Source organism: Tautonia plasticadhaerens (genome assembly GCF_007752535.1).
Taxonomy (GTDB): Bacteria; Planctomycetota; Planctomycetia; order Isosphaerales; family Isosphaeraceae; genus Tautonia; species Tautonia plasticadhaerens.
On sequence record NZ_CP036426.1, the window covers coordinates 6912810 to 6936192 of the forward strand.

General features: G+C 69.9%; 21 protein-coding genes and 1 tRNA gene. 14 read left to right on the plus strand and 8 right to left on the minus strand.

Features of this window, described 5'->3' with window-relative positions:
* The first annotated feature begins 143 nt into the window (after nucleotides 1-143).
* Nucleotides 144-2114: a hypothetical protein gene (locus tag ElP_RS27570; RefSeq protein ID WP_145275723.1), complete on the plus strand. Its 1971-nt coding sequence runs from the start codon at nucleotides 144-146 to the stop codon at nucleotides 2112-2114.
* A 219-nt stretch (nucleotides 2115-2333) separates the two neighbouring features.
* Here the strand turns inward: ElP_RS27570 and ElP_RS40790 are convergent, their stop codons facing one another.
* Nucleotides 2334-2459 (minus strand): hypothetical protein, encoded by a 126-nt coding sequence (locus tag ElP_RS40790; RefSeq protein WP_261344386.1) that lies wholly within the window; start codon nucleotides 2457-2459, stop codon nucleotides 2334-2336.
* Between the two features lie 247 nt (nucleotides 2460-2706).
* On the opposite strand from ElP_RS40790, the gene ElP_RS27575 reads away from it, so the two are divergent.
* Nucleotides 2707-4878: a hypothetical protein gene (locus tag ElP_RS27575; protein WP_145275725.1), complete on the plus strand. Its 2172-nt coding sequence runs from the start codon at nucleotides 2707-2709 to the stop codon at nucleotides 4876-4878.
* Between the two features lie 425 nt (nucleotides 4879-5303).
* Here ElP_RS27575 and ElP_RS27580 read toward each other — a convergent pair.
* The 4 genes from ElP_RS27580 to trhA form a co-directional block, all read right to left on the minus strand.
* Nucleotides 5304-5374, minus strand: a tRNA-Gln gene (locus ElP_RS27580).
* A 298-nt stretch (nucleotides 5375-5672) separates the two neighbouring features.
* Nucleotides 5673-6725 carry an amidohydrolase family protein gene (locus ElP_RS27585; protein WP_231749286.1) on the minus strand — a complete coding sequence of 351 codons (1053 nt, stop codon included), beginning with the start codon at nucleotides 6723-6725 and terminating at the stop codon, nucleotides 5673-5675.
* A gap of 75 nt (nucleotides 6726-6800) precedes the next feature.
* A complete protein-coding gene (locus ElP_RS27590; protein ID WP_145275726.1) occupies nucleotides 6801-8405 on the minus strand; it encodes an AbgT family transporter in 1605 nt (534 codons plus the stop codon).
* 119 nt (nucleotides 8406-8524) lie between these two features.
* Nucleotides 8525-9181, minus strand: a complete 657-nt coding sequence (gene trhA / locus ElP_RS27595; protein WP_145275728.1) for a PAQR family membrane homeostasis protein TrhA — start codon at nucleotides 9179-9181, stop codon at nucleotides 8525-8527.
* Nucleotides 9182-9469: 288 nt separating this feature from the next.
* On the opposite strand from trhA, the gene ElP_RS27600 reads away from it, so the two are divergent.
* Nucleotides 9470-10576 (plus strand): SMP-30/gluconolactonase/LRE family protein, encoded by a 1107-nt coding sequence (locus tag ElP_RS27600; RefSeq protein WP_145275730.1) that lies wholly within the window; start codon nucleotides 9470-9472, stop codon nucleotides 10574-10576.
* A 156-nt stretch (nucleotides 10577-10732) separates the two neighbouring features.
* Nucleotides 10733-11869, plus strand: coding sequence for an Ig-like domain-containing protein (locus ElP_RS27605; protein WP_145275732.1), 1137 nt, complete (start codon nucleotides 10733-10735; stop codon nucleotides 11867-11869).
* Between the two features lie 27 nt (nucleotides 11870-11896).
* On the opposite strand, the gene ElP_RS27610 is transcribed toward ElP_RS27605, so the two are convergent.
* Nucleotides 11897-13252 (minus strand): hypothetical protein, encoded by a 1356-nt coding sequence (locus ElP_RS27610; RefSeq protein ID WP_145275734.1) that lies wholly within the window; start codon nucleotides 13250-13252, stop codon nucleotides 11897-11899.
* 955 nt (nucleotides 13253-14207) lie between these two features.
* On the minus strand, nucleotides 14208-15389 hold the full coding sequence (locus ElP_RS27615; RefSeq protein WP_145272274.1) for an IS110 family RNA-guided transposase: 1182 nt from the start codon (nucleotides 15387-15389) through the stop codon (nucleotides 14208-14210).
* Nucleotides 15390-15621: 232 nt separating this feature from the next.
* Here ElP_RS27615 and ElP_RS27620 point away from each other — a divergent pair, with 232 nt between their 5' ends.
* From ElP_RS27620 to ElP_RS27665, 10 genes are all read left to right on the plus strand, one after another.
* The gene (locus ElP_RS27620) at nucleotides 15622-16116 is read left to right on the plus strand and encodes a hypothetical protein (RefSeq protein ID WP_145275736.1); all 495 of its coding nucleotides are present in this window, start codon (nucleotides 15622-15624) and stop codon (nucleotides 16114-16116) included.
* A gap of 144 nt (nucleotides 16117-16260) precedes the next feature.
* A complete protein-coding gene (locus tag ElP_RS27625; protein ID WP_145275738.1) occupies nucleotides 16261-16650 on the plus strand; it encodes a hypothetical protein in 390 nt (129 codons plus the stop codon).
* A 142-nt stretch (nucleotides 16651-16792) separates the two neighbouring features.
* Nucleotides 16793-17089: a hypothetical protein gene (locus ElP_RS27630; protein ID WP_145275740.1), complete on the plus strand. Its 297-nt coding sequence runs from the start codon at nucleotides 16793-16795 to the stop codon at nucleotides 17087-17089.
* 266 nt (nucleotides 17090-17355) lie between these two features.
* On the plus strand, nucleotides 17356-17718 hold the full coding sequence (locus ElP_RS27635; RefSeq protein ID WP_145275742.1) for a hypothetical protein: 363 nt from the start codon (nucleotides 17356-17358) through the stop codon (nucleotides 17716-17718).
* A 161-nt stretch (nucleotides 17719-17879) separates the two neighbouring features.
* On the plus strand, nucleotides 17880-18224 hold the full coding sequence (locus ElP_RS27640) for a YciI family protein (protein ID WP_145275744.1): 345 nt from the start codon (nucleotides 17880-17882) through the stop codon (nucleotides 18222-18224).
* Nucleotides 18225-18411: 187 nt separating this feature from the next.
* A complete protein-coding gene (locus tag ElP_RS27645) occupies nucleotides 18412-18693 on the plus strand; it encodes a hypothetical protein (RefSeq protein WP_145275746.1) in 282 nt (93 codons plus the stop codon).
* Nucleotides 18694-18808: 115 nt separating this feature from the next.
* Nucleotides 18809-19261, plus strand: a complete 453-nt coding sequence (locus ElP_RS27650; RefSeq protein WP_145275748.1) for a VOC family protein — start codon at nucleotides 18809-18811, stop codon at nucleotides 19259-19261.
* Between the two features lie 275 nt (nucleotides 19262-19536).
* A complete protein-coding gene (locus tag ElP_RS38780) occupies nucleotides 19537-19761 on the plus strand; it encodes a DUF1737 domain-containing protein (RefSeq protein WP_197446425.1) in 225 nt (74 codons plus the stop codon).
* Between the two features lie 247 nt (nucleotides 19762-20008).
* On the plus strand, nucleotides 20009-20413 hold the full coding sequence (locus tag ElP_RS38785; protein WP_197446426.1) for a hypothetical protein: 405 nt from the start codon (nucleotides 20009-20011) through the stop codon (nucleotides 20411-20413).
* A gap of 206 nt (nucleotides 20414-20619) precedes the next feature.
* Nucleotides 20620-21939 (plus strand): glycosyltransferase family 4 protein, encoded by a 1320-nt coding sequence (locus ElP_RS27665; protein ID WP_145275752.1) that lies wholly within the window; start codon nucleotides 20620-20622, stop codon nucleotides 21937-21939.
* Nucleotides 21940-22006: 67 nt separating this feature from the next.
* Here ElP_RS27665 and hflX read toward each other — a convergent pair whose 3' ends face one another.
* Nucleotides 22007-23311 carry a GTPase HflX gene (gene hflX / locus ElP_RS27670; protein ID WP_145275754.1) on the minus strand — a complete coding sequence of 435 codons (1305 nt, stop codon included), beginning with the start codon at nucleotides 23309-23311 and terminating at the stop codon, nucleotides 22007-22009.
* Nucleotides 23312-23383 lie beyond the last annotated feature (72 nt).

The following is a 23383-nucleotide window of genomic DNA, read 5'->3' on the forward strand; positions in this document are numbered from 1 at the left end:
AGCAGCCCCAAAAGGAGAACGGCCGGAGGTTAGCCTCTCCGGCCGTTCGAAGGAATGCCATGACTACAGATATAGTATCATGCTCAGGAAAGTATCTTGAAGCTGAACCCAAAAAATGTGGAGAGCAATACGACGAGGATGACGTGCCTTTGTCCGCAGCCGACCGGATCAGCGTCGTCTTCGAGGAGCAGTTCCGAAGGTATTGTGATCTCTTCATCACGTACTACAAGCGAACACCCCACCACACTCGCTGCGGATACGATCGTCCCTTCTACCAGAAAAATTATAGGAAGGGCGGCAGGATCGGCCAGCCCATCCCGCTGGTGGACAGCCCGGACGGGTCGTGGACGGTCCTCACCGACACGGTGGAAAAGCACCTCGACTACCACCAGTGGCTCGACTACACCACCTACACCGGGGGCAAGCCGGCATTTCGGGAGGGTGACCATTTCTGGCTCGGCCTCCACGCCGGCAAGTCCACGTCATACACCACAATCGACCTCGACAACCACCGCCAGATCGCCCTGTACAGAGGCGGGTTCAACAACACTGGCAGGCCGAGGGTCTGCCAGTACATCACCCTCGACTACTTCCGGCAGATCAAGAAGGTCCACGACCACTTCCCCGGTCGCATCTGGTGCGTATCCTCGGACTCCCTCGGCCTCGACGTGATCGAGAGGCACGGGCTGAGGACGGTGGAAGCCTCCCACGACCGCACCACCAGGCGGCTGGAGGCGATCGGCCTCCACGGCGTCGAGGCGCATCCCATGCGTGGCAGGTGCAAGCGACGGCCATTCGGCGAGCACTACCGCACCATCACCGCCGCCGGCCTCCTGGAGACGTGGCAGGACCAACTCGACCACTTCGACAACCCGACCACTCCCGACCTCATCGCCGTCGTCGAATCCATCCTGACGCTTCTGTCGGATCAATGGCGAGCCTACGAGTCATTCGCCAGGGCGAAGATACCGGACATCCACCGTGGCGAGGTGGCGAGGATCAGGCGATGGGTCGATGACGGCTTCCCCGACGAGGACAGGGTGATCGTGGGCCTCCAGTCATCCTCGCTCGCTTCGCTTGCTGCGGATGCCGTCGCCGCCACCGGCGGCAACGGACATGACTCTCCCCTCTCGGGCCTGTCGGGGGCGTCGGCGGGAGGTAATACCATACCTTCCTATCTGTCTAGTTATAAGATGACCAATAAGGAACCCCGACCCAGGGCAACAGCGGCCAGCCTACTGCTCCATGATTTCAGGATGGGCGACTGGCCCCTCAAGGTTGAGGAGGTCGCCCGTGACGGCCTGCCGGGGCCGGATTGCCTCCAGACGGCAGCCCATGAACTCGCCAAGTGGCTCTACTGGGTCGAGTTGTATGACACGCCTAGGGGCGAGCGTGCCGAGGCGGTCCTGGACCTGCTCAAGACCTTCGCCGCCACCAAGGGCAACGGATACATCAGCAGGCTGGAGGAGGGCAAGGCTGATCTGGTTGAGGGGAATCTCAAGCGAATCGTCGAGTCCGTCGCCAGGATCGACAACCCGGAGGCCCTGGCCTGGTTCCTGAAGACCAGGCAAAGGCGGGACTCGGGCAAGTACAGCAGGCTGATCTACGTCGCACCCCTGATCTGCTCCGGGGCGTCACGCTCCCTCCCATTTCGTCCCATGACTCGTTCCAAAGCGACCTGTAAGGAGCCCCGATCCGACCGCCTCCCCGACCAGATCGAGTCCACGCTGGATGCTGTGGTCAAGCGGTTCGGGATGAGGAAGAGGGGCGGCGATTACCCGTTCGTGACATTCGCTCGGCGACTCGTCAACCTGCTCTTCGACAACGAGGGCAGGGCCGACATCGACCTGGAGACCTTCCTCGGCTGGACGAACAATAGCCGCAGTCAAAATGACCGGTTCAAGAAGTTGCTCGCCCAGGCCAACATCATCCACGGAGACTGGGAACGGACGATCAAGCGGGGCGTGAAGTCGGCCACCTACAAGCTGACGGCCCAGACGATGAAGGCGATGGGCCTCGACTATGCCGCCGAGGAGGCCGGCTGGAAGAACGTGGTCGGCCTAACGGTCTCGCCCGCCGAGTACCGCAAGTTGAAGGAGATGGGCCTCGACTGACGTGTGCCTCCAAGACGCTCCGAACGCCTCCCACCTCCCCGATCCTCGGCGGCCCACGGGGGCGGGGCATCTACGGTCCAGGACCATCCCATCCACCGGCTTCGCTCAGCCTTGCGCCTCGGCAATCATCCCCTTACGCCAGAAGTTGATAACCAATTCCCGGTCTGCGAGCGACATGGCCCCGCATGGCCGGGGCCTCAAGGGGCTGGGTCTTCGTTATTAGCAAGGATCGACCACGAAGTCGCCGGGCCGGCTGAAGTCGCCGAGCAGCCTCTCGACCTCCGGGAGTGTCTGCTGCCACTTGTAGACGCCCTTCTCCTGCACGTTGAACTTGTACACGTCCATCCATCATTCCCTCGGGGTCCAAGGCCCCTTGGAGTAGACCTGGCGGTCAGCGAAATACTCGCCCGCAGCAGGGCCAGAGCGTTGGTCAGGGACGGGCAGCGGAGCAAGGGAGGATTGTGCCGCACTCCTGGTCGGCACACAGCAATTTTTGATTGTCCAGTCAAATTTGGCTTTACGGGGGCGGCATGCGCCGTATAATCGGCCCAATGCGTTTGATTGCACAAACAAAATTACGGCTGGGAACGCCATGAGCAGCACCAGGACCGCCCCGACCATCGAGCAGTTCTCCGCCTACAACGAGGCGTTCGACTACTTCAACAAGCGGCTCTTCGACGGCCGGCTGGGGCCGGCAATGCTCTCGATCGCCCGCAAGGGCCGCAGCAAGGGGTACTTCACGCCCCGAAAGTGGCGGAACAAGGCGGGGGAGCAGGTCCACGAGATCGCCATCAGCCCGGACCTGATCGCCGAGGGCCTCGACGCCACGATGGCGCAGGTGGTCGCCCTGATGGGCCGGCAGCTGCGGTGGCAGGAGGCCATCGAGGCGGGGGACGAGAAGGCCGCCTCCACTGCCGCCCGTGGCTACGCCGACGCCCGCCAGTGCGAGATATGGCTGGAGCTGGGCCTGCTGCCCATGGGCAAGGACGGCGGGCGGACCCGTGGCGGCTGGAACCTCGACGTGGAGGTCGTGCTGGAGTGCGAGGCCGACATGGCGATCGAGGCGGTGCCCAAGAAGGCGATGCTTCCCTGGGAGGCCGTCGCCGGGGGGCAGCCAGAGGGAGACGACGAGCCGAGGCGGAAGACGGGCCGCCTCAAGTACACCTGCCCGATCTGCGAGGCCCACGTGCTCGGCAGGCCGGGCCTGGAGGTGCGGTGCAAGGGCTACCCGGACGATCACCCGCCCGAGCGGATGCGGGCCGAGGACGAGCCGCCGGTCGAGGAGGATGTCGAGATCGTCGAGGACAAGCTGTCGGTCGAGGCCGGCGACGAGGACGACGAGCCGACCGACACCAGGGTGAAGGAGTTGGTGAAGGAGCCGGCCCAGAAGTCCCGCAGCGAGCCGGAGGGGCCGCAGCCGCAGCCAGCCCAGCCCGAGCCGAAGGTGCTGGAGGTGGAGTGGAAGAAAGGCGACGAGAAGGGCCATGGCCCCGGCTGGCATGTCCCGGCGGTCGGGGGCGAGGAGGTGGAGGGCCTGGCGATCCGTCGGGCGGGCACGGACCGCTGGCGGCTCTTCGGGCCGAAGGTGGTGGAGACCACCGGGGAAGACGATCTCGACTTCGAGACGTTCCGCAGCGGCCAGATCGTCGCCGAGCGGCTGCTCCGGGGCGAGCCGCACGGCACCCTGGAGTTCGCCCATCGGCAGGGGCGTCGTGACCCGGACCCGCACTCGCCTGCGGCGGCCCCCCACCTGTCCCGGCTGGGCGAGTGGGCGGACGCCGTGAAGCGGGACGAAGCCCTGACCTGGAACGACCTGGCGAAGCTGGAGGCACGCTGGGGGGCCGCCCAGCGGTCGATCTACAGCAGCCGCCGCCGCTGGGTCGGCAAGGAGATGGAGATGCGGGTCGGCGAGGCGAAGTATCAGGTCTACGATCCCAAGATCAGGGGCCACAGGTCCATCCAGGTGCCGGAGGGGACCAGGGTGCGGGTGACGAGGGTCACCGCAACGACCTGGAACGACGACGAGATCGACTGCATGATCGTCGGCGGCAAGAACGACGGCCTGGAGATCCGGTTCAAGGCGTTGAACCTGCGGGAGGTGCCACCGCAGGGCGTGCCGGCCCGTGACGACGATGCCGAGGCGGAGGAGAGTGGCGAGCCGTCACCGCCGCCGATGGACTCGGTGCTCCTGGGCTACCACAAGGGCGAAATCCACCTCGCCAGAGTCGAGGGGAAGGAGACGGAGGCGGCCTGCGGCGAGGGGAAGGCGACGGATTGGGACTACGGGACGTTCTCCGACCTGACGTGCGAGGAGTGCCAGTCGCTCTACGCACGTCAGGCCAGGGGGCCGTTCATGGCCTCCATCCCGCCCGGCAAGGTGATCCTGCTCCGTGGGCGGGGGTCCGGCAAGCACGTCCACGTGGGCGACCGCCGCCTGGGCGAGCCCCGCTGCGGGGCCGGCATCCTGCACATGGAGCAGCACGTCGGCGACCCGGCGGAGGTGACCTGCAAGCGGTGCCGGGCCATGCTCGACCGGGAGGCCCCGGCCCAGGCGGTCGAGGGCAATCAGCCCCAGGTGGCCCGCTACGCCCTCTACCTGCTCGACGGGCGTTCCTACCACCTGCGGAATCGACACCACGGATACGATGCGATCTGCGGCACGAAGTCCCGCCACAGCGGCGAACACGCCGAAGGGCCGCTCAGCCTGGTGACCTGCAAGCGGTGTCTCGGCAGCCAGTACGTCAACCTCTGCAAGTTGGACTGACGGGAGGGGGTGGTGAATTGGACGACGGGTGATCAGGACGGCTGACAACATTGTCGAGCAGGAGAAAGGGCTCGTGGTAGGTGGCGATCCGGCGGGGGAAGTGCTCGACGATCCGGCGGGCCTGCCGCCGCTTGGAGCCCGTCCACTTGATCAGAACATGCTGGAGCGGTGCTTTTAACATACCATGCTCGCATGGCATATAGCAGCCGAGCGAATGCGTCGATCGTCCCGTGATCGACGTGCCAACATTCGGACGGATACCCCAAAAGGAGCAAGCCGATGCCCCCTGGATCATGCGGGGACATCGGCTCGTTTGTATCCAGCGAGATGGCAGTGACCGGACAGGATTGTACCCCGGTTTGTACCCAACCTTTGTACCCCGGAGCAACTATCCTTATCTTCTTGCCATTTCAGGATTTAGGTAGCTGGGGAACTAGGATTCGAACCTAGACTACTTGATCCAGAGTCAAGCGTGCTACCGTTACACCATTCCCCAAACCCTTGGTGACGAAGGAGATCCTGACACGCCCAGCGGGTGGGCTGGGTCAGGGATCGTCTCAATGCCAGGTGTTGGTGATCGTACCAGATCGACGAGTCGGGATTCAACCCCGACCTCGAGTCTTGGGGCGGCGAAGGGGGAGGAGGGGAGAGGCCGCGGGGAGATCGGTCGGGGCTGGATGGGCGTCGGCGCAGGAGGGGGCGGACCGGGTCGGGAGGGAGTGAACGCCATCGACCATCGACGGATCCTCGGCACGAGTCGACCGTGGGCGCTCATCCTGGGAGATCGGGGGGGTTCAGTTGAGGGGGCGGGGGCGGAAGAGGAGGGCCTCGGCGGTGCCGGCGAGGAGTTGGTCGCGATCGGAGTCGGTGAGGAAGTCGAGGCGGTCTCGGATGAGGGAGAGGCTGTCCTCGTAGGTGTGGTCGACGACCTGGAACGGGCAGTCGCTCTCCCACATGCAGCGGTCGGGGCCGAAGGCGTCGAGCACGCGCCGGATCATCGGGGCGAGATCGAGGTATGGCGGGCCCGCCGGGCTGAGGGCGTAGAAGGCGCCGATCTTGACGTAGAGGTTCGGATGCCGAGCGAGTCCGCAGAGAGTCTCTATGTCGGCATCACGGATCGTGCCGTCGACGCCGATGCGGGCGAGGTGGTCGATGATGACGGGCGCGTCGGGGTGTCGACCGCACATTCGGGCGACCTCGGGCAGCGCGTCGGGGCCGATGAGGCAGCTGATCGCCTGGCGGCCCTCGGCGGCCTGGGTGAACATCGCCTCGTAGCCGGGGTGGTCGAGCCAGCGGTCGACCGGCAGGCCGAGGACCTGGGGCTGAATGCGGAAGGCGACGACGCCCCGGGGCCGGAGTTCCGCCATGGCCGAGGCGGGATCGGGGCCGGCGGGGTCGATGATCGCCGTACCGACGAAGCGGCCGGGGTACGCGGCGATCATGTCCAACATGTACGAGTTGTCGAATCCGTAGTAGCTCATCTGGATCAGGTTCACCCGGCCGACACCGAGCGGCCGGCAGGTCGCCAGCAGCTCCTCGGCGGTGAACGAGGGGGGCTGCATGTCGGATCGGGCGAAGCCGTCGGCCAGGGGATAGCGGTCGAGGTCGGGGGTCCAGACGTGGGAGTGGGCGTCGATGTAGGGTTCGGTCACCTCGGGCTCCTCCGGCGTTTGCGGCGGCATCGAGGCGAGGGCGGGGCGATCGCCGGCGCCCGCCATCGAGAACCCGGCCAGGGCCGTCATCCCCGCCCCGAGGAACCGTCGCCGGTCGACCCCGGTCGTCCGGGTGCGGCCCGGTGCGTCCCCTTCGCCGTCCCCGCGTCCACCCTCGCCGAGCAACCTCGCCATCGGATCCGCTCCCTTCGAGTCCCGAACAGGTGTGCGCCCCTCGATCGATCCGGCCGACCGATCCCGGGTCAGGAGTCAGGGGTAGGTGTAGGGGGCGTCGAGCCCCAGCGGCAGGCCGATCATCCAGTAGGCGACCAGCAGGACCGTCCAGCAGACGAGGAAGGAGACCGAGTAGGGCAGCATCAGCGAGACGAGCGTGCCGATCCCCGTCCCCTTGACGTAACGCTGGCAGTAGACGACGACCAGCGGGAAGTAGGGCATCAGGGGGGTGATGATGTTGGTCGTCGAATCCCCCACCCGGTAGGCGGCCTGGGTCAACTCGGGGGAGAGTCCCAACTGCATCAGCATCGGCACGAAGATCGGCGAGAGCAGCGCCCACTTCGCCGAGGCCGAGCCGACGAGCAGGTTGACCGCGCCGGTCAACGCGATGATCCCCACGATCGTCACCTGGGGGGGCAGGTTCAGCGCCCTCAGGCCGTCGGCCCCCTTCAGGGCCAGCAGCGCGCCGAGGTTCGAGTCGTTGAAGGCCTTGATGAACAGCGAGGCGAAGAAGGCGAGGACGATATAATAGCCCATCGCCGACATGGACTTGCTCATCCCCTTGATGACGTCCCGGTGGTCCTGCACCGTCCCGGCCACGTAGCCATAGACCACGCCGGGGATGAGGAACAGCAGGAAGATCAAGGGCACGATCGACCGCATCAGCAGGGCGCCGGAGTCGGTCAGGCCGCCCTGGGGCGACCGCATCGGCGACCCCTCGGGCAGGCTTACCGCGGCGAGCAGCGCGAGGCTGACGATCATCGAGGCCAGCGCCGAGGCCAGGCCGAGCCACTCCCGGGTGCCCAGTCGCTCCATCGGCCGGAGGTCCGAGAGGTCGCCATCGACATTCGTCCCCGCCAGCCGGGGCTCGATGACGCGGTCGGTCAGCAGCCAGCCGAGCACGATGATCAGGGCCGACGAGACGGACGTGAAGTACCAGTTGCAGAGCGGGTTGACGACCCGGCCCGGGTCGATCACCTGGGCCCCGGCCTGGGTGAGCCCCTGCAAGAGCGGGTCGATCCCCGAGGGGATGAAGTTCGCGCTGAAGCCGCCCGAGACGCCGGCGAAGGCCGCCGCGATCCCCGCCAGCGGGTGCCGACCCGCGGCGTGGAAGATGACCCCGCCGAGCGGGATCACCAGCACGTAGCCGGCGTCGGCGGCCGTGTGGCTGACGATCGCCACCAGGATGAGCATCGGCGTCAGCAGGTGCCGGGCGGTGACTCCCAGCAGGGCCTTCAGCCCCGCGTTGATGAACCCGGTGTGCTCGGCCACCCCCACCCCCAGCAGGGCCACCAGCACCACCCCCAGCGGGTGGAAGCCGACGAAGGTCTCGACCATCGTCGCCAGGAACTCGGCCAGCACCGGCCCCGACAGCTGGTTCTCGATCCGGATCGGCTCGTCGGTGACCGGGTGGATCTCGTCGAACTCGACCCGGGCCAGCGCCGCCGACGCCACCCAGACGACCCCCATCAGGATCAGGAACAGAACCGCCGGATCCGGCAGGGCGTTTCCCAGCCGCTCGATCAGGTTCAGGGCCCGGTCGATCGCCGACCTCCGGCTCTCCGGGTCGGTCCCGGTGACCTGGGGCGGCGGGTCGGTGGCCCCTGGAGGGGACTGCTGCGGTTCGGGCTCGTCACTCATGGGTCGGGGGCTCGACGACCGGGCTGGGGCGGATCGGGTCGGGCCTCACGATTCTGCCGCGCAACCGGGGCGACGCAAGGGGGCTCCGGGCCGGGCGGCCGTCGGCCGGGCCGCCGGGCTCAGGCGGCCGCGTACCAGAGGGCCGCCATGACGTGGCAGGCCGACCCCGCGATCACGCAGAGGTGCCAGATCAGGTGGTGGTACTTCATCCGGTTGGCCACATAGAAGGCCACGCCCACCGTGTAGGCCACCCCGCCGGCGACGATCAGCGACAGCCCCGTCGGATGCATCCGCTCCATCACCGGGCCGATCACCAGGACCACGAGCCAACCCATCGCCAGGTAGAGCCTCGTCCCCTGGTACGGCCGCTCGGTCCCGCCGGCGACGGTCCGGAATACCCCGTAGGCCGCCAGGGCCCAGACGGCCGCCATCAGCATCCAGCCCCACGTCCCCCGCAGCACCCCGAGCGTGAACGGGGTGTACGTCCCGGCGATCAGGACGTAGATGGCGGCCTTGTCGACCACCTCCAGGACGTCCTTGGCCCGGCCCCGAGGCACCCCGTGGTGCAGCGTCGAGGCCAGGTAGACCAGCACCATCGCCCCGCCGAAGACGGCGGCCGCCGACGCCGCCAGCGGCCCCCCCATCTGCCAGGCGCCGAGAACCAACATCGGGGTGACCGCCGCCGCCGCCGCCAGCCCCAGGCCGTGGCTGACGGCGTTGGCCAGCTCCTCCCCCCGGGTCCAGGGCCGCCAGCGTTGATGTTCCGGGTGACTCATGCCGTCCAGCCTATCACCTCTCCCCGCTCGGTCACACCCGAGTTGTCCCGTCCCTGCCCCCCGGGGACGGCCGGGGACGGGGATCCGCCGCCCCGACCGGCACGCTCCATGCACCCAATCCCCCCTGCTCCCGCCGGGCCGATCGGATCTCCCGGATCGGCCGGCGTCGGGTTGATTTCCGGGCCCATCCGGGACGAAGATGACGCTCGACTCTCCCCAGGGGGAGTCCGCACTTCGCCCTCGCCCGGTATGAACGCCACCCGAGTTCCAGCAACCAGGGGAGCCACCATGACGCTGACGATCCGTTCCGCGATCGCGGCCCTGACCGCGTCCGCCCTGCTGTCGACGGCCGCCCCCGCGGCCGAGGACCTGACTTCCGGGATGGATCGGGGCACCCCCGACCTGAAGTCGGCCGGGGCGATGACCTTCGGCCCCGAGGGGATCCTGTTCGTCGGCGACACCGCCGGCGCCGCCGTCTTCGCCATCGACACCGGGGACGCCACCTCCACCGCCGGCGGCGCCATCGAGGCCGCCAAGGTCAACGAGGCGATCGCCGCCGCCCTCGGCACCGAGCCCCGGGAGATCCTCGTCAACGACCTGGCCGTCAACCCCGCCTCCGGCCGGGCCTACCTGTCGGTCTCCAGGGGGAGGGGCCCCGACGCCGAGCCGGCCATCGTCCGGGTCGACGCCTCGGGCGCCGTCGAGGTCATGGACCTGGCCGACGTGCCGTTCGCCAAGGCCATGCTCCCCAATGCCCCGGACCCCAACGCCGAGGAGCGCGGCCGCAGCCTCCGGGCCCAGGCGATCACCGACCTGGTCTTCGCCGACGGCCGCCTGTTCGTCGCCGGGCTCTCCAACGAGGAGTTCTCCTCCCGCCTGCTGGCCATCCCCGTCCCCTTCGAGGCCGACTCGAACTCGGCCAGCCTGGAGATCTACCACGGCGCCCACGGCCGATTCGAGACCCGCTCCCCGATCCGGACCTTCGTCGCCACCCAGATCCAGGGCGAGCCGTACCTGATGGCCGCCTACACCTGCACCCCGCTGGTGAAGATCCCCGTGGCCGACCTGAAGGCCGGCGCCCACGTCAAGGGGACCACCGTCGCCGAGCTGGGTAACCGCAACAACCCGCTCGACCTCGTCTCCTACCGGAAGGGCGGCCGCGACGTGCTGCTCGTCGCCAACTCCGCCCGGGGGGTCATGAAGGTCGACGCCGGCCCCGCCTCCTCGATCGAGGGGATCACCTCCCCCGTCGAGGACACCGCCGGGCTGGAGTACGAGACCCTCGGCGACCTCGCCGGCGTCGTCCAGCTCGACCGCCTCGACGACACCCACGCCCTCGTCCTGGTCCAGGATGACAGCGGCGCCCAGGACCTCCGCACCATCGAACTGCCCTGAGCTTGCCCGCGATGCGGACGGCGGGATCCCGACGGCGGCCCTCGCCGCCTCGGGCGTCCGCCGTCCGCCCCCCGACCGCACTCGCCCGCCGTCCGCCATCCGCCTTCCCCCATCCGGTCCGACCGTCCGACCGACCCGCCGAGCACGAGGGCCGACATGAGCCTGCCATTCGCCCTCCTGATCGCCGCCCTCCCCCCGTCGATCCTCCAGGGTGCCGGGTCATCCGGGCCTCCTCTCGAGGGGCCGACGATCCGGCTCGTCGGGGAGGGGTTCGAGGTCTCGGGGCTCGCCCTGGCTACGACCCGGGCCCTGGAGTCGGCCGATCCGGTGCCGCCGGAACTGTTCACCGTCTCGGTCCTCGGGGCCGACCTGCCGATGCTCGGCCGGGTCCGGGCCGTGGGGGGGGGACTCCGGTTCGAGCCGCGGTATCGGCCCCGGCCCGGGACCACCTACCGGGCCGCCTTCCGCCCCGCCCTGGTCCCCGGCGCCGACCCGGACGCCTTCCCGGTCGAGGCCGAGCTGACCATCCCCGACCCGGCCCCCGCCGAGCCGGCTCGGGTCGTCGCTGCCTACCCCTCCGCCGACGTGCTGCCCGAAAACCTGCTCCGCTTCTACCTCCACTTCTCCGCCCCCATGAGCCGGGGTGAGGCGTACCGGAGGATCCGGCTGGTCGGTCCGGACGGTCGGGCGATCGAGGCGGCCTTCCTGGAGCTGGACGAGGAACTCTGGGATCCGTTGGGCACCCGGCTGACCGTCCTCATCGACCCCGGCCGGATCAAGCGGGGCCTGGTCCCCCGGGCCGAGCTGGGACCGGTGCTGGAACCGGGCCAACGCTACACCCTGGAGGTCGACGCCGGGTGGCCCGATGCCGCCGGTCGACCGCTCGCTTCCCCGTTCCGCAAGGGCTTCCGCACCGGCCCGCCCGACGAATCGCCGCCCGACCCGGGCTCCTGGGCGCTCGACCCGCCGGGTCCCGGCACCCGGGATCCGCTGGTCGTCCGCTTCCCCGAGCCGCTCGACCACGCCCTGGTGGGCCGCCTGCTCTCGGTGACCGACGGCGACGGGGCCCCCGTGGTCGGCGCCGCCGAGGTGATCGAGGGGGAGACCGCCTGGTCGTTCGTCCCCGACGCCCCCTGGACGCCCGGCCGGTATCGGCTCGACGCGGGGACGGACCTGGAGGACCTCGCCGGCAACGGCATCGGCCGGCCGTTCGAGGTGGACGTCTTCGACCGGGTCGAGCCCCGTGTCGAGGCCGCCCACGTCGCCCGCCCCTTCCGGATCGGCCCCGGCTGACCCGGCCGTCGCGTCGGCTCGGGGCCGTCATCGGGTCCCGGCATCGCGGTTCGCCCGGCCCGGGGGCGGGGCGGTCGGCCCGGTGCGCCCGGAGGGGGCGGGAGGGCTGCCGGGCTGTTGGTCTCGCAATGTGTTCGGGAAATACGGGTTACTTCGCGTGAAGGCGGCCGGACGGGGGGGCGAAATGGGTTCGCTCCGCACCGGCGCACCGGGATCGGCATCGGGCCCCCGGCCGGGGGGATAGGCCTCGGGCCCGACGGGCCCGACGGCCCCGCCGACCGGGGCGAGGGGGGCGTCGTCGGGTCCCGGGGCGACCGGCTCCGGAGAAGGAAGCGGCGAGGCCGGCTCGGCGGCCGCCGGGCCGTCGCCGATCCGCTCGAAGCCCGGCGGTGCCGGGTCGGCGTCGACCTCGCACCACCAGCCGCCCCCCACCGGGGCCCGGGGGATCGAGCTGTGGCGGGCCTCCTTCGACAGCTCCAGCAGCTCCCGGCGGCGGCGGTCCCGCAGGTTCAGGAACAGCCGGACGGCGGCGTTCGCCGCGCGGTCGGCCGCCACCTCGTAGCGGTGCATCAACTGGCCCTCGCCCGACGGGTCCGCCGCCGCGGCCTGCAGCGCGATGGCCCGGCCCTCGGGCCCTTCCACCTCCTCCCACGACTCGGCCCGCAGCCCTTCGAGCCGCCCCACCTGCTCGGCCACGAACCGGCTCAGGGAGGCCCGGGCGTGGGACGGGTCGGTGGGCAGCGATCCCTCGGCCTCCAGCCGGGGCAGCGCCGTCACCTGCGTCGGCGACGCGGCGGCGGCCAGGATCCAGAGCCGGCGGACCTCTCGATTCGCGTCGGGACCGGGCAAGTAGTCCGGGAAGCCGAGCAATGCCTGGGCCTTCAGCACCGTCCGCTGGTCCCAGCCCTGGCCCAGCTGCAGCGGGGCGTCCAGGGCCTGCCACCGGCGGATCAGCCAGTCGCAGCCGAAGGCGGTGCCTTCGAGGTCGAGCACCGTGTTGCTGGGGTCCTTGACGAGGTCCTGGGCCTTGCTGCGGGCCCGGGCCTGCCGCCGCTTCTCCCAGCCGGCCAGGGCCTTCAATGCAGCCTCGCGGCGGGTCAGCTCGCGGGCGCGTTCGATGCGCTCCAGCTTCACCGAGCAGGCGGCGGCGCGGCGGGCGAGGTGGCGTTCGACGACGTTGGCCGGGCCCATCTCGCGGTCCCAGCGGGCCATCTGGGCGTCGAAGGCGGCGCGGTCCTCCTCGGGGACGACGACCTGGGCGGCCAGCCCGTGGGCCAGGCCGTTGCGGCGGCTGCGGAGCTTGCCCTCGGCGGTCCTGGGCCCGGTGGAGCGGAGGGCGTTGCGGCGGTTGGCCGCGACCTGCTTCTCGGAGGGGGACTTCATCGCAAGTGATCTCAAGAGGTGCCCGGGCCGGGGACCGGCCCGGCCGCGCCGGTGCGGGACGGCGTCGTCCCGCGCGATCGGCGTCGGCCGTACACCCTTAAGATCAGGGAATCGGGCCCCGGCAGTCACTTTTTCCGCCGGGAGGGGCGAGAATCCCCCTCGGGCCGACGTGGGATCGGTCGGGTGGCCGGGGCAACGCGCAGCGTGCCCCGGTGTCGCGGGCCCCCGGATCCGGGGCACGCTGCGCCTCGCCCCGGCCACCCGCCGATGACCCGAAGGACGTGGCGTCCTGCATCGTCCGCTGGGCCGGCGAGGTCGGTCTGCCCGAGTTGGTCGAGGCGTTGCCGTCGATGCCCGAAGGCGGCGAGGTCTGCCCGCTCTGCCACGGCACCCGCGAGATGCCCCAGGAGGTCATGCCCCGCAGTGAAGACGGCTTCCGGTACCATTGTCGGCGGTGTGGCGGCCTGGGCTGGACGAACCCCGCCTTCTATGAAGGTGCCGACGTCAAGCCTCAAGACCGATCTCTCCACGCACCTCAGCCCGTGACGGACCGTGATCGCTGCCGGCCCCGCCCTTCGTCCCGGCGACCGGCCTCCTCCCGATCCTTCGACCTCGACCGCCCTCCCCGTCCCGATCTCCTGGTCCCAATCCCGGACCTCAAGCGACCTCTCGGCGGGTGGCTGGCGTCGCGACGTGCGGCAGATTGCCGGCACGACCTTCTCTCCGTGCCCGGCGGCCTCGGCCTCCGGGGCACCCATTACTACGTTCGTCGCCGACGACTCCCAGCCGGTGAGCGGGGCGATCCCCTCTAACCCACGGCCCCCTCACCGGGGGCCCGGCGTCTGTCCCGGTCGCCCCGCCCGCCGACGGCCGCTCACTGGCTCGCGCTCAGGCCCTCAGATTTGATCGTGTGAGAGGGTCAGCATAATTCTCGCCCTCGCCCTCGCCCTCGCCCTCAGCCCGTACCCGCCGGCAGCCGGCCGTTGAGCTTCTTCCTCCAGGGCACCATCTCCGCCCCCTCCGGCGCCTCGCCGAACTCCAGGTACTTCCAGAACGCCACCAACAGCTTGCGCGCCAGGGCCACGATCCCCACCTTCCGCGCCCGCGCGTTGCCCGAGCCGAACCGCTCGTGATACCACCGGCTCAGCGCGCTCCGCGGCTGGTACTGGAGCCACATCCAGGCCAGTTCCACCAGCATCCACCGCACCCGCCGGTTGCCCGCCTTGCTGATGCCCTGCTCGCGGTGCGACGAGCCGCTCTGGTACGGCGTCGGCACCAGGCCCACCAGGCTGGCCAACTCGCGGCGGTTCTTGATCCGACGCCACCCGAAGATCTCCTGCACCAGCAGCCAGGCCCCCACCGGACCGACCCCCTTGAGGTCCATCAGCCGGCGGACCTGCTCGACGTGCGGCGCCGCGTCGTCGCGGACGGCCCGCCGCTGGGCGTTCTCGCGGTCGCGGACCTGGGCGTCGACGAGCTTCCATCGCTCGAACTCGCGGAGCAGCCGCGCCGCCGTGTGCTCGGGCACCGGGCGGCCGTCCCACTGCCGCAGGGCGGCCAGCCGCTCGGGCAGGCGGCCGTCGACGACGAACGCCAGGCCGAGGTGGGCCAGCAGCCCCTTGATCCGGTTGGAGTGCTCGGTCCGCTCGGCCTTCAGGGCCATCAGCTCGCGCTGCGGGGCGCGGCGGTCCTCGTCCTCGGGCGCGGGGACGTTCACCACGGCCCACAGCCCGCGCTCGCCGCCGTGGTGCCGCTGGAGCATGGCCAGCAGCTTGACGACGTCCAGGCCGTCGCTCTTGGCGCGGCGGGCGCGGCGGTTGACCTCGATGCTGGCCGGGTCGACGACGAGGTTCTCGTGGCCGTGGTGGATCAGGTAGCGATGCAGCCAGAAGCCATCGCGGCCGGCCTCGAAGACCGAGCGGACCGGCGCGTCGTCGGGCAGGCCGAGGCGTCGGCGGGCCCGGGCGATCTCACGCCGGAGGGCGTCGGTGTCGCGGGCCGGGATGGTGACCTGACGCGGGGCGCGGGCCGGTGCGTCGGCGAAGGCGAGCTTCCAGGTGGTCCAGCCCAGCTCGAAGGCCAGGTAGAGCGTCGGGGTGGAGGCCGTGCTATGATCGCGGTCGTGGGTCGCTGGCATGGTAAAGACTCCGTATCCGAGGGACCTGCTAACCCCCCTCCTGGAGCTTGCCATGTCGGCGGCTCACAGCAACTCGCCCGGCTCGCTCCGGGCATAGTATCTAACCTTGCGCTGCAGCGGACCCGGCCCGCCGCGCAGCTTTCTGGTAACTTCAAACCTTCCCTCGGCGGGTCGGTCCGCTGAGCTTGGGCGTTAGGCGGCTCCGTCCGTTCCTCGTCGCGGAGGGTTGACCGTGGATACCATGATCATCGAGTTTGTCCGGGCCGTTCACCAACGGAACATCCGAGAGACCGTGGCCGGCCTCGCGGTCCTCCCGCTGTTCGCCGCCTGGCTCTATTGGCAACCCGGCTCGGCCGTGGCTGTCCTGGGCAAGGTCCTCGTCATCCTCGGGGTGGTCGTCGCCCTGGCGGTGACCTGGGGTCGGTTGCACATCCCCGGCTCGGAGCTGGCGGCCTATCCGCCCTCCCGGCACCCGCAGCGATGGCGGCATCGCATGACCGCCCAGGCGTGGTTCCTGCGGCGGGCGTGGCTGTGGTATATCCTCCCGCTGCTCGGGGGTGGCGGGCTCGTCGCGCTCGCCCCCACCGGCGTCTCGTCCGTCGTCGGCCTCGCCGTGGCCGGGATCTTGGGGGCATTCGCCGTCTACCTGACGCGGCTGAACGCGGAAGCGGCCAGGTGCATCGAGCAAGACCGCGACGCGTGGCTCGGGGGGCCGAGCCCCGCCTAACCTCGCGCTGCAGCGGACCCACCCCGCCGCGGAGGCTTCTGGTAACATCGAAGGTCGCTCGGGCGGGGTGGTCCGCTGGGCTTGGGCGTTAGGCGGCGTCTGCGAACCCCCACCTCCGACATCCCCATTGGCGAGGAACAAACGATGCGAGAGAAGACGACACAGGTGCTCCTCGTGATCGTGGCCGCTTTGCTGGTGGTCCATCTCTTCCGAACGGCCCCCTTGCTCCCGATGGCTCGCGCCCAAGGCGTCGCGAAGGCACCCGCCGTCCTCCGTGCCGAGGCCTTCGAACTCGTCGACAAGACGGGCAAGGTCGTCGCCCAACTCCATCTCGGGGAGGACGGCGGCGGCAATATCCGGCTCCGGAGCGGTGACGGCACGGTGCGTGTCAAGCTCGGGGCGACCGCCGATGGTTCCGGCCTCCTCCTGTTCGACAAGGAGGCCGAGCCGGCCGTTTGGCTGGCAGCGAACGAGTCCGGCACCTCGGCGACGCTCGCCGAGAAGGGCAAGGAGAAGAGGGTCCTCAAGCCGTGACCGCCGCTTGCCGGAGCCGCCTAACCTCGCGCTGCAGCAGACCCGACCCGCCGCGGCGCTCACTGATCATGCGACGGTTTCCTTCGGCGGGCCGGTCCGCTGAGCTTGGGCGATCGGCGGCCTCAACCACAGGGTAAGAACGATGCGGTTCCGCCTCACATTCATCACGGGATTCTCTCTGCTGCTCATGGCCGCCGGCTTATATCTGTCATTCGCCGGTGTGAATGGAGACGTCGCCAGGTTGGCCCGCTACCTCCTCACCACGCTCGGCATCGTCGGCTGGTTCATTGGCAACAGGCTGGGCGAGCTCGACGAACGGGTCGCGGAACTGGAGAGATTAGTCACCGCGCAGCAACACCGCGTCATCGACGCTGAATGCCGTACTGCAGTTGGCTCCGCTGTACCGCCCCAAACCGCCCCCTTGTCAGAGGCCGTCTAACCTCGCGCTGCAGTGGACCCGTCCCGCCGCTGTGCTTCCTGATATCATGGGCTCTCTCTCGGCGGGCCGGTCCGCTGAGCTTGGTCGTTCGGCGGCGGCAAAATGGACCGGAGGTTGCCCTGGGCCACCAAGCGATTCTCTATGGCCGGATCCAGGAGGACTGGGAGGGGACCGGTTCGCGATGGCCGATCGCTCCGGAATATAACCGCGCCGTCCTGGAGGGGCTCCCAGACAGCGACGACCGATGGCCGTTCCTGACCCGCCACATGTTCGCCGTCGCGGCCCGCCCGTTCCACGGCGCCAGTGACCGAGGGTGGTATCGCGGCTACGTCATCCACTTCGCCGTCAGCACCAAGGATGATCCGGGGGACCCGGGGTGGCCGGATCGGTTCCTCGACAAGCTTGAGGGACTCGTCCTCAAGCGTATGCTCTGGCTGTCGGCCAAGGTGCATTTCGAGTCGGTGTTCTTCCAGGAGCGAGTCTTCCTCTACGAGGTTGACCGGGAGTCGCTGGGAGGGTTGTACGACGAGTTGGGCTCGGGCCGTTTCGGGGAGAGGGTCGAGAGCGAGGTGCGTTGGGCTCGGAGGGAACTGCAGGAGATGGGGTGCCGGCCCAACTGGTTGCGCTGAACCGCCTAACCGCGCGCCGCAGCGGACTCGGCCCGCCGCGGCAGGTTTCTGGTATCATCAAGCTCTGCCTCGGCGGGCCGGTCCGCTGAGCCCGGTCGTTAGGCGGCACAGCGTGACGCGCCGAGGTGGCTCGCTGCGTGGTGCAAAGACAGCAATCGAGAATGAATCGCTATCTCATCTCGTTCCCCGCGTCGGCGATGAGTCACGTCTCCGAGGGAGAACTTCCATCGGTGAGCGAATCGTCACATGACGTCATCCGGGAGGCGAAGGCGGCTGGCGTCTATGTGTTCGGCGGCGGCATCGACGAGACCGTTCCTCCGGTCATGGTCTCTGCGGAGGGCACTGTGACCCCGGGAACCTATCCTGAGACGAGCAAGTTCGATGGCGGGTTCTGCGTGCTCAAAGTTCAGTCGCGCGAAGAGGCTGAAGCTTGGGCGGCGAGGCTCGCCGCAGGGTGTCGGTGTGCTCAGGAACTGCGGCAGTTCATGTTCGATCCGGAATCTTGAGTACCGACGAAGCGTCGCTTCCTTGCCAGGGCGAAACGGTGCGGCCTAACCCCTCGTTGCAGCCGACGGTCGGCGGCATGGCGCCTGGCCCGCGAGGCGCCGTGGTTGATCGTGAGCCTCGCGGGCCAGGCGCCATGCCGCCGACCTCGGCTGAACTCGAACGTTAGGCGGCTTAAGGGGCGTCTTGATGAAACGCGGCTGCCTGCGGCTGATCGCCGGGACGTTGGGGGGCGGCCTACTCGGTATGCTCATCCTTTTCGCCTGGCTCAGATGGTCGGACGCCCAGGATCGCGCCGCGGGCCGGGGACCGGCCGACCCCTTCACCGGCGGGATGATGCTCATCGCGCGGGCCTGGGTCTTCTACCCCGCGTCCTTCATCGCCGGCGCGGCCGCCGGGATGGCCGTCACTTCGATTGCCATGGGGGCGGCCGCCGATCGCCGACCAGGGGCGGAGGAAACGTCGGCCTGACCTCGCGCCGCAGCGGACCCGGCCCGCCGCGGCGCCCACTGGTCATGCAACGATTTGTTTCGGCGAGCCGGTCCGCTGAGCTTGGTCGTTGGGCGTTGGCGGCGGAGGAGGCTTCATGACGGTCAAGCGTATGGACAACGTCGGCATCGTGGTCGAAGACCTCGATGCCGCCATTGCGTTCTTCGCCGAACTCGGCCTCGAGCTCGAGGGGCGTGCCCCGATCGAGGGGGACTGGGCCGATGGCGTCACCGGATTACGCGACATGCGCGTCGAGATCGCCATGATGCGGACGCCGGACGGTCACAGCCGGCTGGAGCTGTCTCGATTCCTTGCGCCGCCGGTGGTCGCCGATCACCGCGGCGACCCGGTGAACGCGCACGGTTACCTCCGAGTCATGTTCACCGTGGAGGACATCGACGATACGCTCGCTCGGCTCGGCAAACGCGGCGCGGAGCTCGTCGGCGAAGTGGTCCGGTACGGGGACACGTATCGGCTCTGCTACATCCGGGGCCCCGAGGGAATCCTCATCGGGCTCGCCCAGGAGCTTGGGCAGCGGGCTGTCCGATGAGCATGCGTGCCGAGTCGAGTGGACCATTCGTCTTCCGAGGCCGACAGGCCGGGCCGCCGCCCAACGTCGCGCCGCAGCGGACCCGGCCCGCCGTGGCGCGTGCTGGTCACTCGACAGATCTCACTCGGAGGGCCGGTCCGCCGCGCCTGGTCGTTCGGCGGCGAGCCATTTCCCCAATACTCTCGTCGGGGGCACGAATCCCCCCGGGGAGTCGACGGCGATGGGGCGAGCCCATCCGGAGGTGCCGGATTCGAACGGACCAGGGGGGAACGAGGATGCATTACCACATCTGCGAGGCGAAGTCCGCGAAGGGACTCCGGGAAGAGGTCTCCCGGCTCCTGGCCAAGGGCTGGCGGCCGCTCGGCGGCGTCGCCACGGTCAACTCGAGTAACTCCGGGAACTGGTGGTACTTCCAGGCGATGATGCTCCTGGGCGATGATGCGGGCACCTCCTACGACCAGGATGAGGCATTCGCCCTGAGCGACCTGGAACTCGCCTGACCGCGCTCATGGGCCCTGTTCTCAAGAGCGCACCTGCCACCCGACCGGGATCGGGGGGCCGATCGACGGGCCGGCCGGGCCCGCCGGGCAAGAACCGGGGCGACGGGGCGAATCTCCTCCGTCGGCCTCCTCGAGGGCGGGGAGGCCCCGGCCGAGGGTCGGCCGGGTGGCCTTGCCGCGTGAACGACATCGACCTCGGACGCCCGGCGGCGACCCGCGCCGGGCGATCGGCCCGCGAGACCGGACGATGAAACGAATCCCGATCGCCTTGATCGGCTTCCCCCTGCCGTTGCTGCTCGGACTCCTCGCCACCCCCGCCCGATCCCAGGAGGATGCGGGGCAGGTCGCCCGGCTGGAGCGGACGGTCGAGCGGCTGGAGTCGCAGGTGGACCGGCTCCGATCCGACGTCCGGGAGCTAGAGGACCGTCCTCACGGGAAGACGATCATCGAGAAACACCAGGTCGGCTGGACCGTCCTGCTGCTCTTCGCCGGCTTCTGCGCGCTCTGGGCGCAGGACACGGGGCGGAACCCGTGGCTCTGGTTCATCCTGGGGCTGATCTTCAACGCGATCGCCGTGGTGGTGCTGCTCTGGAAGAACGCGCAGGATCGGTCGGGGGCGGCGGAGAAGCCGTACATGCCGGGGGAGGTCTGAGGCCGGATCGAGGCGGACCATCCCCGGCCCGGCCACCCGGGGGTCATCGACCCGGGCGCACCCGTGCGAGGCCGGATCGTGCGGCCGTCGGCGTCGGATGGCCCGGGGGCCTGGAAGTCCCGGGGGAGGTCCGATATCGTGGGCTGCCGGCCCCGGGTCGGCCGAGGGCCGGGCGACGGGCGGGCGGGCGGAGTCGGAGGCGGTGGATGGTCGGATCGTCGGCGGGGAGTGGGTCGAGGCCCCGGGTGCTGCTGCTCTCCTCGGCGGCGAGCCCGGAGCTGGTGAGCATCCACCTGGAGGGCTGGGCGCTGGCCCGGGCGCTGGCCGGGGTGGCGGACGTGCACCTCGTGACCCACGTGATGAATCGGGACGCGATCCGCCGGGCGGGCCTGGTCGAGGGAACGGACTTCTCGACGATCGACGCGGAGCGGGTGTCGAGGGCGGCGAGCAAGGTCGCCGCGATGCTCGGCGGCTCCTCGGGCAAGGGCTGGACGGCCGTCTCGGCGGTGTCGGCGCTGACCTATCCCTACTACGAGCGGCTGGTCTGGGAGGCGTTCCGCGACCGCCTGGCCGCCGGGGAGTTCCAGGTCGTCCACCGCCACACCCCGCTGAGCCCGACGAAGCCGAGCTGGATCTCCGGCAAGGTGGCCCGGCTGGGGATCCCGATGGTCTTCGGGCCGATCAACGGCGGCCTGCCCTGGCCGAGGGCCTTCGACCGGGTCCGGAGGCAGGAGCGGGAGTGGCTCTCCTACGTCCGGGGCCTGCACAAGCTCCAGCCGGGGAGCCGGTCGACCTGGGCGGCGGCCTCGGCGATCCTGGCCGGGTCGATCAACGCCTGGGGGCAGTTCGAGCGCGCGCACCGGGAGAAGCTCGTGTACGTGCCCGAGAACGCCGTCGATCCGAACCGGTTCGGGCGGCGGCGGTCCCGATCGGCGAGCCGCCCGGTGCGCTGCGTATTCGTCGGCCGGCTCGTCCCCTACAAGGGGGCCGACATGCTGCTGGAGGCGGCGGCCCCGCTGCTCCGGGACGGGTCGGTGCGGGTGGACGTCGTCGGCGACGGGCCCCAGATGCCCGAGCTGCGGGCGATGGCCGCCCGGGAGGGGATCGAAGGGGGCGTGACCTTCCACGGCTGGGTCGAGCACGCGAAGGTGGCCGACCGGCTGGTCGAGTCGGACCTGTTCACCTTCCCGAGCATCCGGGAGTTCGGCGGCGCGGTGGCGCTGGAGGCGATGGCCGTGGGACTGGTGCCGATGGTGGTCGCCTACGGCGGGCCGGGTGAACTGGTGACGGACGAGACCGGCTACCTGATCCCCCTGGGGGACCGGCCGTCGATCGTCGCCCGGCTCCGGGAGGCGCTGACGGGGGTGGTGGCCGACCCGTCACGGGTCGACGAGAAGGCGAAGGCGGCGGTGGCCCGGGTCGAACGGCTGTTCACCTGGGAGGCGAAGGCCAGGCAGATCGAGCAGGTCTACCGCTGGGTGCTCGGGGCCGGCCCGAAGCCGGTCTTCCCGATGCCGCTGGAATGAATGGCCGGGCCGCCGCCCGGGGGAACGGGTCGCGTCCCCCCCGGTCGGTCGGGCGATGGGCCGGGGCTCAGGCGTACATGCGCTGGCCGTCGGTGCGGACGTCGACGCCGTGCTCGGCGAGGTAGCCGAGGCAGCGGCGGGGGAGGCGGCAGTCGACGGTGACGCGGTCGTCGTCGGAGTAGCGGCGGCCCCGGATCATCGCATGCTGGGCGAGGTAGGAGAGGACCCGGCCGTTGCCGACGGCGGTCTCGACCTCGGCGTCGAGGGCCGACTCGTTGAGGGCCTCCCGGACGGCCTGCTCCAGGCGGTCGAGGCCGTCCCCGGCGGCGGCGCTCACGACGATCGACTCGTCGTGGTGGGCGCGGAGCACGTCGAGGAAGGAGCGGTCGGGGACGCGGTCGGCCTTGTTCAGCACCAGGATGGTCGGGTGGCCGAGCAGGCCGATCTCCTCCAGGACGGAGTTGACCGCCTGGATCTGGGCCTCGGCCTCGGGGCTGGAGGCGTCGACGACGTGCAGCAGCAGATCCGCCTGGCTGGCCTCCTCCAGCGTGGCCTTGAAGGAGGCGACGAGGGAGTGGGGCAGGTCCCGGATGAAGCCGACGGTGTCGGAGAGCAGGACGTGGCCGCCCCCGGCGAAGGGCCAGCGGCGGGTCCGGGTGTCGAGGGTGGCGAAGAGCTTGTCCTCGATGAGCACGTCGGCGCCGGTGAGGGCGTTCATGAGCGTGCTCTTGCCGGCGTTGGTGTAGCCGACCAGGGAGACGGTGGGGACCGCCTCCCGGGCGGCGACCTCGCGCTCCTTGCGGGCCTGGATCTTGTGGAGCTTGGCCTTGAGGTCCTGGATGCGGCCCTCGACCAGCCGGCGGTCGGTCTCCAGCTGCTTCTCGCCCGGGCCCCGGACCCCGATGCCCCCCTTGTAGCGGGACAGGTGGGTCCACATCCGCTTCAGGCGGGGCAGGGAGTAGTCGAGCTGGGCGAGCTCGACCTGGAGCCGGGCCTCGTTGGTCTGCGCGTGGGTGGCGAAGATGTCGAGGATGACCTCGGTGCGGTCGATGACCTTGACGCCGAGGGCCTTCTCCAGGTTCCTCCCCTGGGAGGGGCTGAGGTCGTGGTCGACGACGACGAGGTCGGCCTCCTGGGCCTCGCAGAGCCCCTGCAGCTCCTCGACCTTGCCGGAGCCGACGACCGTCGCGATGTCGACCTGCTGCCGCTTCTGGAGCAAGGAACCGACGACGACCAGGCCCGCCGTCTTCGCCAGCCCGCGGATCTCGTCGAGGGGGTCCTCCGGGTTGTACCGGCCGTCGGGCAGGAGGATGCCGACGAGGATGGCCCGTTCTCGGAGATCTTTGCGCTCGGTGCTCTTGAATTCGGTCAAGGCGGCTCTGACCCTCGAAGGGGGGAAGGGAGGGGTGATCGCCCCTCCCGGGGCCTTCCGGCGGCGGGGGGG

Excerpts from the sequence above, each read along its gene's own strand:
- ElP_RS27635 (WP_145275742.1), top strand. The coding sequence starts at position 17,356 with ATGTTCGCCGTCGCGGCCCGCCCGTTCCACGGCGCCAGTGACCGAGGG.
- ElP_RS27640 (WP_145275744.1), top strand. The coding sequence starts at position 17,880 with ATGAATCGCTATCTCATCTCGTTCCCCGCGTCGGCGATGAGTCACGTC.
- ElP_RS27615 (WP_145272274.1), bottom strand. The coding sequence starts at position 15,389 with ATGCCAGCGACCCACGACCGCGATCATAGCACGGCCTCCACCCCGACG.
- trhA (WP_145275728.1), bottom strand. The coding sequence starts at position 9,181 with ATGAGTCACCCGGAACATCAACGCTGGCGGCCCTGGACCCGGGGGGAG.
- ElP_RS27600 (WP_145275730.1), top strand. The coding sequence starts at position 9,470 with ATGACGCTGACGATCCGTTCCGCGATCGCGGCCCTGACCGCGTCCGCC.
- ElP_RS27590 (WP_145275726.1), bottom strand. The coding sequence starts at position 8,405 with ATGAGTGACGAGCCCGAACCGCAGCAGTCCCCTCCAGGGGCCACCGAC.
- ElP_RS27610 (WP_145275734.1), bottom strand. The coding sequence starts at position 13,252 with ATGAAGTCCCCCTCCGAGAAGCAGGTCGCGGCCAACCGCCGCAACGCC.
- ElP_RS27575 (WP_145275725.1), top strand. The coding sequence starts at position 2,707 with ATGAGCAGCACCAGGACCGCCCCGACCATCGAGCAGTTCTCCGCCTAC.
- ElP_RS27625 (WP_145275738.1), top strand. The coding sequence starts at position 16,261 with ATGCGAGAGAAGACGACACAGGTGCTCCTCGTGATCGTGGCCGCTTTG.
- ElP_RS27665 (WP_145275752.1), top strand. The coding sequence starts at position 20,620 with ATGGTCGGATCGTCGGCGGGGAGTGGGTCGAGGCCCCGGGTGCTGCTG.
- ElP_RS40790 (WP_261344386.1), bottom strand. The coding sequence starts at position 2,459 with ATGGACGTGTACAAGTTCAACGTGCAGGAGAAGGGCGTCTACAAGTGG.
- ElP_RS38785 (WP_197446426.1), top strand. The coding sequence starts at position 20,009 with ATGAAACGAATCCCGATCGCCTTGATCGGCTTCCCCCTGCCGTTGCTG.
- ElP_RS27630 (WP_145275740.1), top strand. The coding sequence starts at position 16,793 with ATGCGGTTCCGCCTCACATTCATCACGGGATTCTCTCTGCTGCTCATG.
- ElP_RS27585 (WP_231749286.1), bottom strand. The coding sequence starts at position 6,725 with ATGGCGAGGTTGCTCGGCGAGGGTGGACGCGGGGACGGCGAAGGGGAC.
- ElP_RS27645 (WP_145275746.1), top strand. The coding sequence starts at position 18,412 with ATGAAACGCGGCTGCCTGCGGCTGATCGCCGGGACGTTGGGGGGCGGC.
- ElP_RS27650 (WP_145275748.1), top strand. The coding sequence starts at position 18,809 with ATGACGGTCAAGCGTATGGACAACGTCGGCATCGTGGTCGAAGACCTC.
- ElP_RS38780 (WP_197446425.1), top strand. The coding sequence starts at position 19,537 with ATGCATTACCACATCTGCGAGGCGAAGTCCGCGAAGGGACTCCGGGAA.
- ElP_RS27605 (WP_145275732.1), top strand. The coding sequence starts at position 10,733 with ATGAGCCTGCCATTCGCCCTCCTGATCGCCGCCCTCCCCCCGTCGATC.